The sequence below is a fragment of the Streptomyces sp. NPDC048258 genome (assembly GCF_043201995.1).
Taxonomy (GTDB): Bacteria; Actinomycetota; Actinomycetes; order Streptomycetales; family Streptomycetaceae; genus Streptomyces.
Genome location: NZ_JBICZH010000007.1, coordinates 1 through 14,972 on the forward strand (window position 1 = coordinate 1; position 14,972 = coordinate 14,972).

Consider the following 14,972-nt stretch of genomic DNA (forward strand, 5'->3'; position numbering starts at 1 on the left):
CACCTGGGGGCACCTCCCTGGGGGTCCCCCCGGACGGAGTCTGGGGGAGGTAGCTGGGGGAGCCGCGCCCCGGCAAACCTTTCCGGCCACAGCACCAGGGACACTCCCCAGGGCCGGTCGGGAGCCGTCAGCGATCTGTCAGCGGTCTCTCCGGGCGATGTCAGGGCCCCCGGCCAAGGTGACGACATCACAACGGAGCGACCGCGAAACGAGCTGACACCATGACAGAGATCCCGACCCGCGCGGCCCGGCCGGCGGCCATCACCGCCACCGGGCTCCGCAAGTCCTACGGCGACAAGACCGTCCTCGACGGCGTCGACCTGCACGTCCCGGCCGGCACGATCTTCTCGCTCCTCGGCCCGAACGGCGCCGGCAAGACCACCACCGTGCAGATCCTCTCCACCCTGACCGGCGCCGACGCCGGCCAGGTGCGGATCGCCGGGCACGACCTGGCCACCTCGCCCGACGCCGTACGGTCCGCGATCGGCGTCACCGGCCAGTTCTCGGCGGTCGACAAGCTGCTCACCGCCGAGGAGAACCTCCGCCTGATGGCGGACCTGCGCCACCTGGGCAAGGCCCGGGGCCGACGCCGCACCGCCGAGCTGCTGGAGGCCTTCGACCTGGCCGACGTGGCCCGGAAGGTGTCCATGACCTTCTCGGGCGGCATGCTGCGCCGCCTCGACCTGGCGATGACCCTGATGGGCGGCCCGCAGATCATCTTCCTCGACGAGCCGACCACCGGCCTCGACCCGCGCAGCCGCCGCGCGATGTGGCAGATCATCCGCGATCTCGTCGCCGAGGACGGGGTCACCATCTTCCTGACCACCCAGTACCTGGCGGAGGCCGACCAGCTCGCCGACCGGATCGCGGTCCTGGACGGCGGCAGGCTGGTCGCGGAGGGCACCGCGCACGAGCTGAAGCGGCTGGTCCCGGGTGGGCACATCCGCTTGGAGTTCACCGACCCGGCCGCCTTCGAACGCGCCGCCCGCACCCTCGGCGAGGTGTCCCGCGACGAGGACACCCTCACCCTCCGCGTCCCCAGCGACGGTGGCGTGCGCTCGCTGCGCTCCCTGATGGACCGGCTCGACGCCCAGGCGATCGAGGTCGCCGGCCTCACCGTGCACACCCCCGACCTCGACGACGTCTTCCTCGCCCTGACCGGCCAGACCGTCCCGACCCAGACCCCGACCCAGAACCAGGCCCAGAAGGAGTCCGTCCGATGAACACGGCCACCGCCACCGCCCCCGCCTCGCACCTGCTGCGCGACTCCGCCACCATGCTGCGCCGCCAGCTGAAGCACGCCCTCCGCTACCCCGGACTCTCCCTGGGCGCCATGGCCGTGCCGGTCATCTTCCTGCTGCTCTTCGTCTACGTCCTCGGCCGCCCCCTGGCCGCCGGCATCGGCACGGGCACCGACTACATCAACTACCTCGCCCCGGGCATCCTGCTGATGACGGTGACCGCGGCCTCCACCACCACCGCGGTGTCCGTCTGCACCGACCTCACCGAAGGCATCATCGCCCGCTTCCGCACCATGGCGATCTCCCGCTCGTCGATCCTCGTCGGGCACGTGATCGGCAGCGTGATCCAGACCATGATCAACGTCGGTCTCGTGATCGGGCTCGCGCTGCTGATGGGTTTCCGCCCGGACGCGGGCCCCACCGGCTGGCTCGCGGCGCTGGGCCTCATCCTCCTGCTCACCTTCGCGGTGACCTGGCTGGCCGTCGCGCTCGGCACGCTCAGCAAGACCCCCGAAGGCGCCAGCAACATCGTCCTGCCGCTCGCCCTCCTGCCCTTCATCGGCAGCGCCTTCGTCCCCACCGACTCCATGCCCACCGTGGTGCGCCTCTTCGCCGAGTACCAGCCCTTCACCCCGGTCATCGAGACGATCCGGGCCCTGCTCATGGGCACCCCGGCCGGCAGCGACGGGATCGCCGCCGTCGCCTGGTGCCTCGGCATCGCCGTGGCCGCCTGCCTCTGGGCGAACAAGCTGTTCAACCGCCCAGCGTGACCCGCGCCAGCTCCCGTACGTCCTCCATGGCCGCCACCCCGCCTCCGCGATGCGCCGCCTCGGCGAAGTACTCCTCGTACTTCTCCCCGAGCGCGGCGCGCGCCGCGTTCTCCACCCGCTCGGCGTCGGCACGCGAGTGGTCCGGCCCGCCGCGCACCGCCACCGCCGCCGCCAGCAGCCGCGCCGCCTCCCGTGGCCGGTCCAGCCGTACCGCCTGGTCCGCGATGCCGACCAGGATCTGGGCCACCGTGGGCGCGTGCAGCGAGGCCGCCGCCAGGTCGAGGGCCTCGGCCCGGTGGTCCCGGGCCGCGTCCAGCTCGCCGGCCGCGGCGTCCAGGTGACCGAGGCTGTCGAGCAGCAGCGCGTGGAACACCGGATGGACGGAGACCTCCCGGATCGCCGTCCGGGCCCGCGCCAGATCGGCCCGAGCCTGCTCCCGCTCCCCGCTCCAGCGCGCCAGATCCGCCCTGCCGTGCGCCACCGTGGCCAGTGACTCCGGCCAGCCCGCGGCCCGGGCGTCCCGCTCCGCCCGCGCCATGGCCGCCGCCCCGGCCGCCGGGTCCCCGGCCCTCCAGTACAACTGGGCCTGCTTGACCCGTGCGTACATCTGGTCCTCCAGGACCCCCATCTCGCCGGTCACCGCGATGGCCTCCTCGAAGTGGCCGAGCGCCGCCCCGAAGTCACCGCGCTGCGCGACCAGTTCGGCCAGCACCGTCAGGGCGAAGGAGATCCCCCACCGCTCCCCGAGCCCGCGGAACCCGGCCACCGCCTCCCGGATCGCTGCCTCCGCCTCGACGGCCCGGCCGCCCGCCGCGAGCAGGGTCCGGGCGCCGCCCAGCCGGGCCTGCGCCCGTACCCAGGGGTCCTCGTCGGCCAGCAGCCCCTCCCACGCGTCCGCCTGGGGCGCCCCGCCCTCGCCGTCGCCGCGCATCAGCCGGTCCAGCGGCTCCAGGAACCGCACCACCGGATGCCGGCTCCCCGTCCGCTCGGCGAGCAGCACACCCTGGCTCAGCAGTTCCGTGGTCTGCCGGTCGTCGCCGAGGCCGGCCGTCGCGAACAGCACGGCCAGCGTGCAGGCCAGGGCGCGCGGCTCGTCCTCCTCCGGCCCGTCGGGCACCGGCAACGCCAGGGCCTGCGCCGCAAGTTCGGCGCCCTCCGCCTTGCGGCCGCTGAGCCACCAGTACCACCCGGCCGCCGCCACCAGCCGTACGGCCGTCCGCGCGTCGCCCGCCGCGATCGCCCCGCGCAGCGCCGCGCCCAGGTTGTCGTGCTCCACGGTGAGCCGCGCGAGCCACTCCAGCTGCTCGGCCCGGCGCAGGTACGGGTCCGCCGTCCACGCCAGCTGCGTGAAGTACGCGGCGTGCGCGCGGCGGACCGGCTCCCGCTCCCCGGCCTCCGCGAGCCGCTCGAGGCCGTACGCCCGGATCGTCTCCAGCATCCGGTAGCGCCCGTCGCCCGCCGTCACCAGCAGGGACTTGTCGGCGAGCGAGGTGAGCAGGTCCAGCACCTCGTACGCCTCGACCGGGCCGCCCGCGCACACCCCCTCGGCGGCTTCGACCGTGGCGCCGCCCGGGAAGGCGGCCAGCCGCCGCAGCAGTGCCCGTTCCGCCTCCGTGAGCAGCTCCCAGCTCCAGTCGACCACCGCCCGCAGGGTCTGGTGCTGACGGGGAGCCGTGCGCGCACCGCCGGTCAGCAGCCGGAACCGGTCGTCCAGCCGGGCAGCCAGCTGCTCGGCGCTCATCGTGCGCAGCCGGGCCGCCGCCAGTTCGATGGCCAGCGGCATCCCGTCCAGCGCGCGGCAGATCCGGACCATCTCCGTGGCCGTCCCCTCGGTGACCGTGAAGTCCGAACGGGCCGCCGCCGCACGGTCGCCCAGCAGCCGGACCGCCGCGTACGAGAGGGCCTGCGCGGCGTCCGCGTCCTGGGGCGGCAGGGCCAGCGGGCGCACCGGCCACAGGGCCTCGCCGGTGAGGCCGAGCGGCTCCCGGCTGGTCGCGAGGACGCGGAGCCCGGGGCATTCGCCGAGCAGCCGGTCGGCCGTCTCCGCGGCCGCCTCGACGAGGTGCTCGCAGTTGTCCAGCACCAGCAGGGCGGTCCGGGTGCGCAGCGCCGCGACGAGCCGGTCCAGCGGGTCGCCCGCCGCGGGCCCGTGTTCCCGCAGGCCCAGCGCGCTCAGCACGGCCTGGGGTACGTCGCCGTCCGCGCTCAGCGGGGCCAGCTGCACCAGCCAGACGCCGTCGGGGAACCGGCCGAGCAGCGGACGCGCGGCCTGGACGGCCAGCCGTGTCTTGCCGGCGCCGCCCGGCCCGGTGAGCGTGGTGAGCCGGAACCGGCCGAGCAGCCCGTCCACGGCGGCGAGGTCCTCGTTCCGGCCGACGAAACTGGCCAGCGGGGCCCGCAGGTTGGTCGGCGGCGGGGCGTCGGGGAGCTGCGGCGGCGCCGGGTCGGGCGCGGGGACGGCGGGCGCGGCCGGCTCACCGCGCAGTACGGCGGTGTGCAGCGCCGACAACTCCGGTGACGGGTCGGCGCCGAGCTCCTCGGCGAGTACCTCGCGCGCCCTGCTGTACGCCGCCAGAGCCTCGGCGGGCCGCCCGGCCGCGACGGACGCCCGCATCAGGGCCCCGACGAGGCCTTCGCGCAAGGGGTGTTCGGCGACCAGGGAGGTCAGCTCGCCGGTCAGTTCCCGGCCGCGGCCGACCCGTAGATCGGCCTCGATCCGGTCCTCCAGGACCGCCATCCGCAGCTCGGTGAGCCGGGTCACCGGCGCCCGGAAGAAGTCGGAGCCGGCCACGTCCAGCAGCGCCGGACCGCGCCACATCCCCAGCGCCCGCCGCAGCAGTCGCGCGGCCTCGCCGGGGTCCTCGGCCAGCGCGCCGCGCCCGGCCGCGGCCAGCCGCTCGAAGCGGGTCACGTCCACGTCGTCCGGTTCGACGACGAGCCGGTACCCGGCGGGATGCGACTCGACCTCCACGCCCGGCAGTGCCCGGCGCAGCCGGGACACCAGTGCCTGCAGGGCGTTCGCGGCGCCCATCGGCGGATCGTTCTCCCAGATCCCGTCGATCAGCAGCTCGGAGGCCACCAGCCGGCCCGGTTCCAGCGCGAGCAGGATCAGCAGGGTCCGCAGCCGCGCGCCGCCGACCCCGACGCCGGCCCCGTCCTCGCCCCGTACCTCAAGGGCCCCCAGCATCGAAAAGCGCATGACGCCATTCTGCGGGAGGCCCTGAGGTCCGGAAACGCGGTGGGGCGGCGGGAGTTGGCCGCGCAGGCGGGAGGAGGGAGGCTATTTGTCCGAGTAGCTGAAGTCCCCGACGGTCCAGGCACTGACGTCCTTGAGGGCGATCCGGTACATCCCGCCGGTTTCGGGGATGCCCAGGGTGCCCTGGAGGATGCGCGCCACGTGGAAGTGCAGGTGCGAGGGCGCCCCGGCGGCCGGCTCGGACCGGCCGGCCTGTCCGGAGGCTCTGAAGACCTCGGCGAACGGGGCCAGCTGGTCGGAGTCCTGCAGGACCTCGGCGACGCGCTGACGCCAGACGCTCTCGGGGGCGAGACGGCCGGTGATGACGGCGCCGTGGACCACGACGGTGAGGGACATCTGATTGGTTTGCTCCGACTCGACCATGGCTGCGAGATCGATGAGCAGGTCATCAGGGATCGACATGGGCACGGACTCTAGCAAGCGGTCAGGCTCCGGCCGGGGTTCCGAGCAGTGCCGAGGCCGTCTCCAGCGGGGTGAGCGCGGGCGCGGGCACGGGCGCCGAAACGTCGCGGCAGGTGAAGCCGAGGCGGGTCAGCGCCCGGATGACCTCGGCGGCCGTGAAGTCGCGGCGGTCCTGCCGGGTGATGACCTCGCCGACCTGCTTGACGGGGTACGTGCGGCGGCTGATGATCACGGACGCTCCCGTGACGGGCTCGGCCTTGACGCCCTTCATCTTCTCCTCCACCTCGGTCTTCTCGAGGTCGAAGGGGTACCGGGCGATGACGAAGCGCATGATGCCTCACAGACGGGAAGGGGTACGCGGGAACGAGCGGGACGGGCGGGGAGCTGGGACCCGGGGGTCAGGCGGCCATGCCCATGGCGCGGCGCCGCTCCTGGGCGGGGCGGCTGCGCCGGCCGCGGGAAGAGCGCGCGCTGCGCTCCGGCCGGTCCTGCTTGGGCGCGGTGATGGTGACGGGGATGCCGGAGGGCGCCTGCGCGCCGGTGATCCGGCTCAGCGCCTCCTCGCCCGAGCGGACCTGGGTGGTCTGCGGGGTGATGCCCGCGGCCGCCATCAGCCGCGTCATGTCGCGGCGCTGGTTCGGCGTGACCAGCGTGACGACGCTGCCGGACTCGCCGGCGCGCGCGGTACGGCCGCCCCGGTGCAGGTAGTCCTTGGGGTCGGTGGGCGGGTCGACGTTCACGACGAGGTCGAGGTTGTCGACGTGGATCCCGCGCGCCGCCACATTGGTCGCCACCAGCACGGTGACGTGCCCGGTCTTGAACTGCGTCAGGGTCCGGGTGCGCTGCGGCTGCGACTTCCCGCCGTGCAGTGCGGCGGCCCGTACACCGCTGCTCAGCAGGTGCTCGGTCAGCCGGTCGACGGCGTGCTTGGTGTCCAGGAACATGATCACCCGGCCGTCGCGGGCCGCGATCTCGGTGGTGGCGGCGTTCTTGTCGGCGCCGTGGACGTGCAGCACGTGGTGCTCCATCGTCGTGACCGCGCCGGCCGAGGGGTCGACGGAGTGCACGACGGGATCGCTGAGGTAGCGGCGTACGAGCAGGTCGACGTTGCGGTCGAGGGTGGCGGAGAACAGCATCCGCTGGCCCTCGGGGCGCACCTGGTCGAGCAGGGCGGTGACCTGCGGCATGAAGCCCATGTCGGCCATCTGGTCGGCCTCGTCCAGCACGGTGATGGCGACCTGGTTCAGCCGGCAGTCGCCGCGCTCGATGAGGTCCTTGAGCCGTCCGGGCGTGGCCACGACGACCTCGGCGCCGCCGCGCAGCGCGCCGGCCTGGCGGCCGATGGGCATGCCGCCCACGACGGTGGCCGTACGCAGCTTCAGCGCGCGGGCGTAGGGGGTGAGCGCGTCGGTGACCTGCTGGGCCAGCTCGCGGGTGGGTACGAGGACCAGGGCCAGCGGCTGGCGCGGTTCGGCGCGCAGGCCGGCCGTACGGGCCAGCAGCGCGAGGCCGAAGGCGAGGGTCTTGCCGGAGCCGGTACGCCCGCGGCCCAGGACGTCGCGGCCCGCGAGGGAGTTCGGCAGGGTCGCGGCCTGGATCGGGAAGGGCACGCTCACGCCCTCGGAGCCGAGCGCGGCGAGCAGCTGCTCGGGCATGTCGAGATCGGCGAAGGCCTCGACGGCGGGGAGCGCGGGGGTGACCGTCACGGGGAGGGCGAATTCCCGCTGGGCGACGGGGCGGCGGCCGCCGCCGCCGTAACCCGACCGGGCGGGGGAGCCGCCGGAGCGGGCGGGGAAGCCGGAACGGCTGCTGCCGCCCTGGCCGGAGCCGCCGCCCGTACGGGTACGGGAGTAGCGGTCGTTCGTGCGAGTGGTGCGGTTCATGCAGAACCTTCCTCGATGCGGCGCGTATCGAGGAATTCCCGGCAGGGGGATTCGCGAGAACGTGCCGAAGAAAAGACGACGCAGAGCCGTGCCGGAAAGAACAGGCAGACCTGCGGGGGAAAGAGCGCCGCGCTGTGCGTCGGAAAGCCGGGTGAACGGCGGACGGCAGACGGGGCAGGGGGCGAGGCGGCGCGTGGGTGGAACCGCGTCCGTCCGGCCGGACTGTGAGGCGGGCCGGCGCAGGGCGCCGTCACCCGCCGCTCACGCGGGGCCGTCGGCAGCCGACGGGGCGTGGGCAGGGGAAAAGCAACGAGCTGGGGCCCGCACCCCAAGGTGCGGGCCCCAGCTGCGTATACGTCAGCGATTAGGCGGGAACGATGTTCTCGGCCTGCGGGCCCTTCTGGCCCTGCGTGACGTCGAAGGTAACCTTCTGGCCTTCCTGAAGCTCACGGAAGCCAGAGGAGGCGATGTTCGAGTAGTGGGCGAACACGTCAGCGCCGCCACCCTCCTGCTCGATGAAGCCAAAACCCTTTTCCGCGTTGAACCACTTCACGGTGCCAGATGCCATATTGAATCTCCTTTGGGGCAGTGCCCGGGATCGCACTGTGCGAGCTCCGGAGTCGCCGCGATGATTGCCCCGCCGGAAACTTCACCGGAAATAAAAAATGCGCCCGCCGAAATGATTCGGTGAGAGCACTTGTAAGTTTTTTGGGAACCACAACTGCAACTGACATCACAGTAGCACAGGGCGAAGGTCAGGGCGTGGAAATTTCCGCCAAACGGGGTCGGTGCGGTTTTAAACCTCCCGGCGCATACTCGTAATTCTGCACTGGCAGTAACAGATATCCGCGTGCGGAAGTCATATAAAACGCTGCCGGTGGCCTCAGGAATTTTCGCGCCCGCGGCGCATCTGCTCGTTCAGCCGGAGGGCTTCCTCGAGCTGGTCCTCCAGCGCGACGATGCGGCAGGCCGCCTCCACGGGCGTACCGGCGTCGACGAGTTCCCGGGCGCGGGCGGCGACGCGCAACTGGTAGCGGGAGTAGCGTCGGTGTCCGCCGGACGAGCGGAGCGGGGTGATGAGGCGGGCCTCGCCGATGGCGCGGAGGAAGGCGGGAGTGGCACCGAGCATCTCCGCGGCCCGGCCCATCGTGTAGGCGGGGTAGTCCTCGTCGTCGAGGCTGCCGGCGAGCGGGGACTTCTCAGGGGTCACGCAAGAGACGCTAGCCCCGATGCCAGACCATGTCTACTCTGACCAGGGCAGATTTCCTCCAGGATTTGCCCGAGGAGTTCTGCTCCCCGCGAGGGATGTTTTCCCGGCCGCGCGCGTACCGTGCCCCGGCCGCCCGCCCCGTAAGGCATCACGGCCGTCACCGAGTGTGGGCCGTCGGTGGTGAACGGGGTCCGCGGTCGCTCGCGCCTGCCGCCGGACCACGCGCGACGGCAGGACGCTGCCGGGCTGGGTGCGAGGGCGCTCCAGCGCTTCGCCGACCAGCTGGAACGCTGAACGGGCACCCCCCGGAGGGGCCCGCGGGGGGCTCTGTACGCTGAGCGGGATTTTCCGTCCTGAGCATGTTCAAAACCAGCACAAATGGGGGTCCGGTGCGCAACCGCCGACTCGTTCTCTCCGCCGCGTTTGTCGCGGCCGGTGTCGGTCTCATACCGGGCATGGCCCAGGCCGACCCCGCCGCGTCCGGTACGTCCGGCGCGCCCGGGGTGTCGGCGCCCGACGTCGACCTGGACGAGGCCGCGGCGGCCAACTTCAAGACGTACACCAGCCCCGCCGACCGTTCGGTGCGCAAGACCCTGCCCACCGCCGGGAACAAGGCGGCCGCGGCCCCGATGGCGGAGGGTGCCGTCGCGGCCAACCCGGACCTCGCGGTCGCCCTCGGCGCCACGAGCCACACCGCGTACGGGCTGGAGCTGAAGACCACCATCACGAGCGCGCCCGCCTCGCTCAAGGTCACCATCATCTGGGGCGACGGGACCACGGACACGGCCGACGCCGCCGGCTCCACCGAACTGCTCAAGCAGCACACCTACGCCGAGGTCGGCGAGTACGCGATCAAGGTCACCGTGACCGACGCCGCGAACAACGTCACCGCTGAGAACGACCTCTACATCACCACGCCGGGCTCCGACTTCACCCCGTACACCCCGACCCGCCTCCTGGACACCCGGTCGGGCATCGGCGCGCCGAAGGGCAAGGTGCCCGCGTACGGCACGACCCGCGTCAAGGTCGAGGGCAGCGGCTCGATCCCGGACAACGTGACCGCCGTGGTCCTCAACGTCACCGTCACCAACACCACCAGCGGCGGGCACATCACCGCCTACGCCAAGGGCACCCAGCGGCCGACCTCGTCGAACGTCAACTTCTCGGCGGGCCAGACGGTCCCGAACCTGGTGATCGTGCCGGTCAGCGCGGACGGCTACGTGGAGCTGTACAACGCCGGCTGGGAGTCGGTCGACCTGCTCGCGGACGTCACCGGCTACTTCACCCGGACCGCGTCCAGCGGCTACACCCCGATGGCCCCGGCGCGCTTCGTCGACACCCGCGAGGGCCTCGGCACCGCGAAGGGCCAGGTCGCCGGCCAGGCGACCTTCGGCACGCAGATCAGCGGCCTGCGCGGCGTCCCCCAGGGCGCCAAGGCCGTCGCGCTGAACGTGACGGTCACCAACCCGAAGGAGGCCGGTCACCTGACCGTCTTCCCGAGCGGTCAGGCGGCTCCGTCCACGTCCAGCGTGAACTTCACCGCCGGCCTGACGATCGCCAACTCGGTGATCGTGCCCGTCGGCCCCGACGGCAAGATCAGCGTCCGCAACGGAGCGTGGGCCGGGACCGACGTCATCGTCGACGTCGTCGGCTACTACAGCCCCGAGAGCAAGGGCGCCTACCTGCCGCTGGCGCCGGAGCGCGTGCTCGACACCCGTGACCCCGAGAGCGTGGTGTACGGGCCGCTGGAGGGCCAGAGCTACATCTACGTGCCGTTCTCCGACACGGAGCCCAGCCGCTCGGGCTTCGTGCTGAACACCACCGTCACCAACACGAACGGCGACGGGTACCTCACGGTTTCCCCGGACCCGAACACGTGGGACCAGTACGTGAACGGCGCGGAGGTCTGGCCGACGCCGCCCAACTCCTCCAACCTGAACTGGACGAAGGGCCGGACCGTCCCGAACCTGGTCCAGGCGAGCACCGGTGCCAACGGCATCGTCGACTTCTGGAACCGGGGCTGGGACGACATCGACCTCGTCGTCGACCTCTTCGGCTACTACGACACCAAGTAACCGGCGGTCCGGCGCCCCGGGACCGGCCCTGACGGCCGCTCCCGGGGCGCTGTGCCGTCACCTCAGGGCGTCAGGCTTCGGCGCGCAGCCGCGCCGCCTCCTCGGTGAGCCAGGCCGGGCGGACCATCTCGACGTTGCGTCCGGTGCCGTCGGCGGCCCGCACCAGCGCGTCGGCGGCCGCCCGGGGGCCGGGCACCGCCCGGGCGCGGGCCGCCTCGGCGAGCGCCCCTGCCGCCGCGGCCTCCGCCGCCCCGGCGAGCTGCAGCGAGGCGGCCGCGCGGTCGGCCGCCTCGGCCGCCTGCGCGTACCGGCCGCCCGTCCAGTACGCCCACGCCGTGTTGTAGAGGCAGACGCCCTCGGTGCGCGGGTTCTCCATCGCCGACGCCGCGGCGAGCGCCGCCTCCAGCGCCGCCAGGGCTTCCGTGACCCGGCCCAGTGCGAGGAGCGCCACGCCCTTGGCGTTCAGCGCGTAGTCCGTCGCCTCCTGGATGCCCGCGTCGCGGTAGGCGGCGACGGCCCTGTCGCCCGCCGCGATGGTCTCCTCCCAACGGCCCAGGGTGAGCAGGGCCGTGAAGCGGGCGTTCCACGAACGGGCCTCGGTGAGCGGGTCCCCCGACGTACGGGCGAGCTCGCTCAGCCGGTCGGCGCCGGCCAGGGCCGCCTCCCCGTCGCCCAGGGTGCTGTGGGCGAGGCTGAGGCCCAGCAGGGCGTGCACCTCGGCTTCGGCGTCGCCGTTCTCGTGGGCGAGGTCGCCGGCCCGGGCCAGCGGGCCCATGGCGGAGTCGAGGCGGCCCAGCTGGCGGTGGGTGTCGCCCAGGCCGAACATGGCGTTCTGCAGCGCCTTGCGGTCGTCGAGGCGCTCGGCCAGGTCGGCCGCCTCGGTGAACAGTTCGGCCGCGTGTGCCAGCGGGCCTCCGCTCAACCGGGCGTGTCCGAAGCTGATGAGATGGGCAAGACGTGCCCGGTCGTCGGTCAACTGTCCCTCCAGTGTCAGGTGCATCGAGATGGCCGCGAGCACCGATCCGTGCCAGACCATCCACGGGCTGATCGCGCCGAGGACCAGCGCGGCGTCGTCCAGGTCACCGGCGCGCACCCGGTGGTCGAATTCGCGCCGGTAGGCCTGTACGTCGTCCAGGCCGCGCCACTCCGGGCGGGGCGGGGCGATGCTCGCGTACCAGTCGGCCGCCCGCCGCTCCAGGGACCGCCGTCCCAGGGCGCCCTCCCGGGGCATGGCGCCGTACGCGAGGTCGGCGTCCATCGGGTGCAGGGCGAGGGTGCGGGTGGCCCGGTCCACCGAGAGCATGCGCATCCGCAGCAGGTCGGACAGGACCGGCGCGACGGCGGGGCGGGGACCCGGGCCGGTGCCGAGGCCGGTGCCGGAGCCGGTACCGAGGCCGCTCACGATCCACTCGACCGCCTCGCGCGGTACGGGCGTGCGCAGCACCGCGAGGACGTTCAGCACTCCGCGGCCCTCGGGGCCGAGCCGCTGGTACCGGTCCTGGGCGAGGCCGGCGACCACGTCGCCCCGCAGGGTGAAGTCCTCCAGGACCTCCTGCAGCGTCGGCAAGGCGAGGGTGTCGTCGGCCATGGCGCCCACCAGCAGCTCCAGCGCGCGCGGCACCCCGTGGACGTGGACCGCGGCCCGCAGCAGCTGCTCGTCGGACAGCTGCGCCACACCGAGGCTGCCGTCCTGGTCGAGTTCGCGCAGCAGGGCGACGGACTCGCCGGGCGGCAGGCCGTCGGACAGCTCGACCTCCGCGGCGAAGCGGCGCAACTCGGGGGCGAGGCGCAACGGTATCTGGGAGGTGACCAGCAGCCGGGGCGTGGACCTCGCCCGGAAGAGGCAGTCGAAGAAGACCGCGAGTTCCCCGTCGGCCTCGTCGAGCGTGCCGTCGTCCTGGAGCCGGTCCTCCAGGTTGTCCATCAGGATGACGAAGAGCCGGTCCCCCATCGCGGCGAACAGCTCGCCGATCTTGTCCTGTACGGGGCGGTCCGTGGCCCAGACGTCCAGCAGCCGTGCCTCGTCGTCGGAGCCGAGCGCGCGGGCGCAGTCGAAGTAGAGGCGCTCCAGGGAGATGCCCGACGTACGGGTGCTCAGGTTTACCAGCCCCGACGGGGCGTGCGCCCGGGAGTGGCCCGGCCACTCGCCCCGCTCCAGCAGCTCCATGACCTTGGCCGCGACGGCGCTCTTGCCCATGCCGCGGCGGCCGGTGACGGTCACCATGCGGATGGCGGGGTCCGAGAGGTGGCGGCCGATCGTATCGCGGACCTCGGTCCGGTCCTTGAACAGCTCCAGCCCGTGCGTGACCGGCAGCCCGATGACCTTCGAACCCGCCCGGCGGGGAGGGGAATCCGCGGATTGCGGCCCGGGAACCACGTCCGGCAGGGCCTGCGGGTCGCCGATCGCCAGCAGCTCGGCCAGCTCGGCCCGGCGCTGCTCGCCGACCCGGTGCAGGGTGTGGTCGATACGGGCCGCCGCCAGCCGGCCGAGCCCTTCCCAGCGGTGGTGTTCGGCGACGACCCCGACGATGTGGGACCCGGCCCATACGGCGGCGCCCGACATCCCCGACCACGGCGACACCTTGGGGTCGGGGTCGGCGGCCGCCACCGGGACGGTGATCTCCAGGGTGCCGGTGCGCAGGTTGGACAGCGCCGCCACGGTCCCGTCCGCCTGGTGCAGTTCCCGGAACTGCCGTCCGTCGGGGGTGCGTCGCCGCTTCCACAGCGGGAATCCCGCGGCGTGCACGCCGATGACGGCGTGCCGGTCGTCGCCGACGCGCCCGAACCGGGCGGGCGGGACGGGCGCGGCACCCGGCTGGGGTGCGAACGCCAGTACGGCCACATCGGTGCCGGCGTCCGACCAGGCCACCGTCGCCTCCGCCACCCACTGCCCCGGCCGGCCGGCGTCGAAGCGCACCTGTACGCCGGCGGCCTCGGCCACCACGTGGTACGCGGTCAGCACCACCGCGTCGCCGACCCGGTACCCGGAGCCGCGCCGCCCGCCGCCGCCGGCGGTGGTGACGATGACCTCCGCGATGCGGTGCGGGTCCAGTCCGCCGCTCACGTGCGAACCGTCAGTCGTCACCGTCGGCCCTCACCGTCGGTCCCCACCCCGTCGGTCCTCACCCCGGCGACCCTCACCCCGGCGACCCTCACCCCGTCAGTCCTCACCGAGCAGCTCGTCTCCGGAGATCAGCGCCATCTGGTCCGGCGCGTCCGCCCGTACCGGCTGCAAGGTCAGCGTGAGCTTCTGGGTGACCGTGTGGGACCGCTTCGCCGTGGCGCCGGCATCGAACACCCAGAACCTGACCTTCACCCCCGGTTCGTTCGTCCGCTCCACCCCGACGGTCAGCTCCAGCTCCACCCGTTCCGCCTTGAACCGCAGGTCGGAATCCTCGCCGGCCGACATCGCCCGGCTCAGCTCCTGGCGCAGTTGCGCGATCATGTCCGCCAACTCGACCGCATCATTCACAAGCAGGGCCCCCAACCGGCTCTTCTGGTCAACTGCCCACTCGGGCACGCCACATCATCACGCATCGGTCCCCTGTCCCGTCCACCCCGGGTCGGGAGGGCGCGGTGTACTCGCACGTGACGGTGCGGATGCGGAACGTAGCCGGTTGTGCATATTTTGGCGTATGGGGCGAAAGATCCCCTCCGCCCGATCCGTCTCGTTGAGGAAGGTCCCCATGAAGCGTTTCCCGGTGATCGGTGTGCTCTGCGTCAGCGCGGTCTTCGGTCTCGCCGCGTGTTCCGACGACAGTTCGCCCGCCGAAGAGGCCACCGAGGCCGCGGCAGATCTCTGCACCGACCTGACCTCGCTCAAGGCCGACAACGCCAAGCTGAAGGCCCTGAATCCGGCCACCGCGACGAAGGACCAGATCAAGGACGCGTACGAAGCCGTCCAAAAGGACTGGGACAACGTCAAGGAGAACGCCGGCAAGCTGAAGGAAGCGGAGCGGGCCGCGGTCCAGGACGCCGCCGAGGACCTCAAGAAGGCGTACGAGGGCCTGCCGGGGGACACGACGGGCAAGGACGCGCGCACCCAGCTCCAGCCGCAGATCGACAAGCTGGACGAGGCCACGACGGCCGCTACCACCGGTCTCCGGTGCCGTTGAAACGGCTGGAACGGCTGAAA

The 14,972-nt window shown here is 72.9% G+C and carries 12 protein-coding genes; 4 read left to right on the top strand and 8 right to left on the bottom strand.

The annotated features are described in order from the left end of the window. Positions 1-221: 221 nt before the first annotated feature. The gene (locus ACGFYQ_RS17605; protein ID WP_393744732.1) at positions 222-1,223 is read left to right on the top strand and encodes an ATP-binding cassette domain-containing protein; all 1,002 of its coding nucleotides are present in this window, start codon (positions 222-224) and stop codon (positions 1,221-1,223) included. Beyond that, the gene (locus tag ACGFYQ_RS17610; RefSeq protein ID WP_393744734.1) at positions 1,220-2,011 is read left to right on the top strand and encodes an ABC transporter permease; all 792 of its coding nucleotides are present in this window, start codon (positions 1,220-1,222) and stop codon (positions 2,009-2,011) included. Before ACGFYQ_RS17605 ends, ACGFYQ_RS17610 begins: the two co-directional genes overlap by 4 nt. On the opposite strand, the gene ACGFYQ_RS17615 is transcribed toward ACGFYQ_RS17610, so the two are convergent. The 6 genes from ACGFYQ_RS17615 to ACGFYQ_RS17640 all read right to left on the bottom strand — a co-directional run bounded on the left by ACGFYQ_RS17615 (position 1,995) and on the right by ACGFYQ_RS17640 (position 8,699). Next, positions 1,995-5,210, bottom strand: coding sequence for a BTAD domain-containing putative transcriptional regulator (locus ACGFYQ_RS17615; protein WP_393744736.1), 3,216 nt, complete (start codon positions 5,208-5,210; stop codon positions 1,995-1,997). The two genes, ACGFYQ_RS17610 and ACGFYQ_RS17615, sit on opposite strands and share 17 nt — an antisense overlap. Before the next feature lie 81 nt (positions 5,211-5,291). Beyond that, complete coding sequence (locus tag ACGFYQ_RS17620; RefSeq protein ID WP_393744738.1) at positions 5,292-5,669, bottom strand: hypothetical protein; 378 nt, start codon at positions 5,667-5,669, stop codon at positions 5,292-5,294. Between the two features lie 22 nt (positions 5,670-5,691). Next, positions 5,692-6,000 carry an SCO5918 family protein gene (locus ACGFYQ_RS17625; protein WP_393744740.1) on the bottom strand — a complete coding sequence of 103 codons (309 nt, stop codon included), beginning with the start codon at positions 5,998-6,000 and terminating at the stop codon, positions 5,692-5,694. A gap of 67 nt (positions 6,001-6,067) precedes the next feature. Next, positions 6,068-7,552 (bottom strand): DEAD/DEAH box helicase, encoded by a 1,485-nt coding sequence (locus ACGFYQ_RS17630; RefSeq protein ID WP_393744742.1) that lies wholly within the window; start codon positions 7,550-7,552, stop codon positions 6,068-6,070. Between the two features lie 364 nt (positions 7,553-7,916). Beyond that, positions 7,917-8,120, bottom strand: a complete 204-nt coding sequence (locus ACGFYQ_RS17635) for a cold-shock protein (RefSeq protein ID WP_030011983.1) — start codon at positions 8,118-8,120, stop codon at positions 7,917-7,919. A gap of 315 nt (positions 8,121-8,435) precedes the next feature. Beyond that, positions 8,436-8,699 (bottom strand): MerR family transcriptional regulator, encoded by a 264-nt coding sequence (locus ACGFYQ_RS17640; protein ID WP_393745320.1) that lies wholly within the window; start codon positions 8,697-8,699, stop codon positions 8,436-8,438. 518 nt (positions 8,700-9,217) lie between these two features. Here ACGFYQ_RS17640 and ACGFYQ_RS17645 point away from each other — a divergent pair. Beyond that, the gene (locus ACGFYQ_RS17645) at positions 9,218-10,837 is read left to right on the top strand and encodes a PKD domain-containing protein (protein ID WP_393744744.1); all 1,620 of its coding nucleotides are present in this window, start codon (positions 9,218-9,220) and stop codon (positions 10,835-10,837) included. Between the two features lie 70 nt (positions 10,838-10,907). On the opposite strand, the gene ACGFYQ_RS17650 is transcribed toward ACGFYQ_RS17645, so the two are convergent. Both ACGFYQ_RS17650 and ACGFYQ_RS17655 read right to left on the bottom strand, forming a co-directional pair. Then, positions 10,908-13,901 carry a trypsin-like peptidase domain-containing protein gene (locus tag ACGFYQ_RS17650; RefSeq protein WP_393744746.1) on the bottom strand — a complete coding sequence of 998 codons (2,994 nt, stop codon included), beginning with the start codon at positions 13,899-13,901 and terminating at the stop codon, positions 10,908-10,910. A gap of 96 nt (positions 13,902-13,997) precedes the next feature. Next, positions 13,998-14,357: a trypco2 family protein gene (locus ACGFYQ_RS17655; RefSeq protein ID WP_393744748.1), complete on the bottom strand. Its 360-nt coding sequence runs from the start codon at positions 14,355-14,357 to the stop codon at positions 13,998-14,000. Between the two features lie 166 nt (positions 14,358-14,523). Here ACGFYQ_RS17655 and ACGFYQ_RS17660 point away from each other — a divergent pair, with 166 nt between their 5' ends. After that, positions 14,524-14,952 (top strand): type IV pili methyl-accepting chemotaxis transducer N-terminal domain-containing protein, encoded by a 429-nt coding sequence (locus ACGFYQ_RS17660; RefSeq protein WP_393744750.1) that lies wholly within the window; start codon positions 14,524-14,526, stop codon positions 14,950-14,952. The last annotated feature ends 20 nt before the right edge of the window (positions 14,953-14,972 follow it).

Bases quoted from the DNA above. Each gene is read 5' to 3' on its own strand.
- ACGFYQ_RS17605 (WP_393744732.1), top strand. From the start codon at position 222: ATGACAGAGATCCCGACCCGCGCGGCCCGGCCGGCGGCCATCACCGCC.
- ACGFYQ_RS17610 (WP_393744734.1), top strand. From the start codon at position 1,220: ATGAACACGGCCACCGCCACCGCCCCCGCCTCGCACCTGCTGCGCGAC.
- ACGFYQ_RS17615 (WP_393744736.1), bottom strand. From the start codon at position 5,210: ATGCGCTTTTCGATGCTGGGGGCCCTTGAGGTACGGGGCGAGGACGGG.
- ACGFYQ_RS17620 (WP_393744738.1), bottom strand. From the start codon at position 5,669: ATGTCGATCCCTGATGACCTGCTCATCGATCTCGCAGCCATGGTCGAG.
- ACGFYQ_RS17625 (WP_393744740.1), bottom strand. From the start codon at position 6,000: ATGCGCTTCGTCATCGCCCGGTACCCCTTCGACCTCGAGAAGACCGAG.
- ACGFYQ_RS17630 (WP_393744742.1), bottom strand. From the start codon at position 7,552: ATGAACCGCACCACTCGCACGAACGACCGCTACTCCCGTACCCGTACG.
- ACGFYQ_RS17635 (WP_030011983.1), bottom strand. From the start codon at position 8,120: ATGGCATCTGGCACCGTGAAGTGGTTCAACGCGGAAAAGGGTTTTGGC.
- ACGFYQ_RS17640 (WP_393745320.1), bottom strand. From the start codon at position 8,699: ATGGGCCGGGCCGCGGAGATGCTCGGTGCCACTCCCGCCTTCCTCCGC.
- ACGFYQ_RS17645 (WP_393744744.1), top strand. From the start codon at position 9,218: ATGGCCCAGGCCGACCCCGCCGCGTCCGGTACGTCCGGCGCGCCCGGG.
- ACGFYQ_RS17660 (WP_393744750.1), top strand. From the start codon at position 14,524: ATGAAGCGTTTCCCGGTGATCGGTGTGCTCTGCGTCAGCGCGGTCTTC.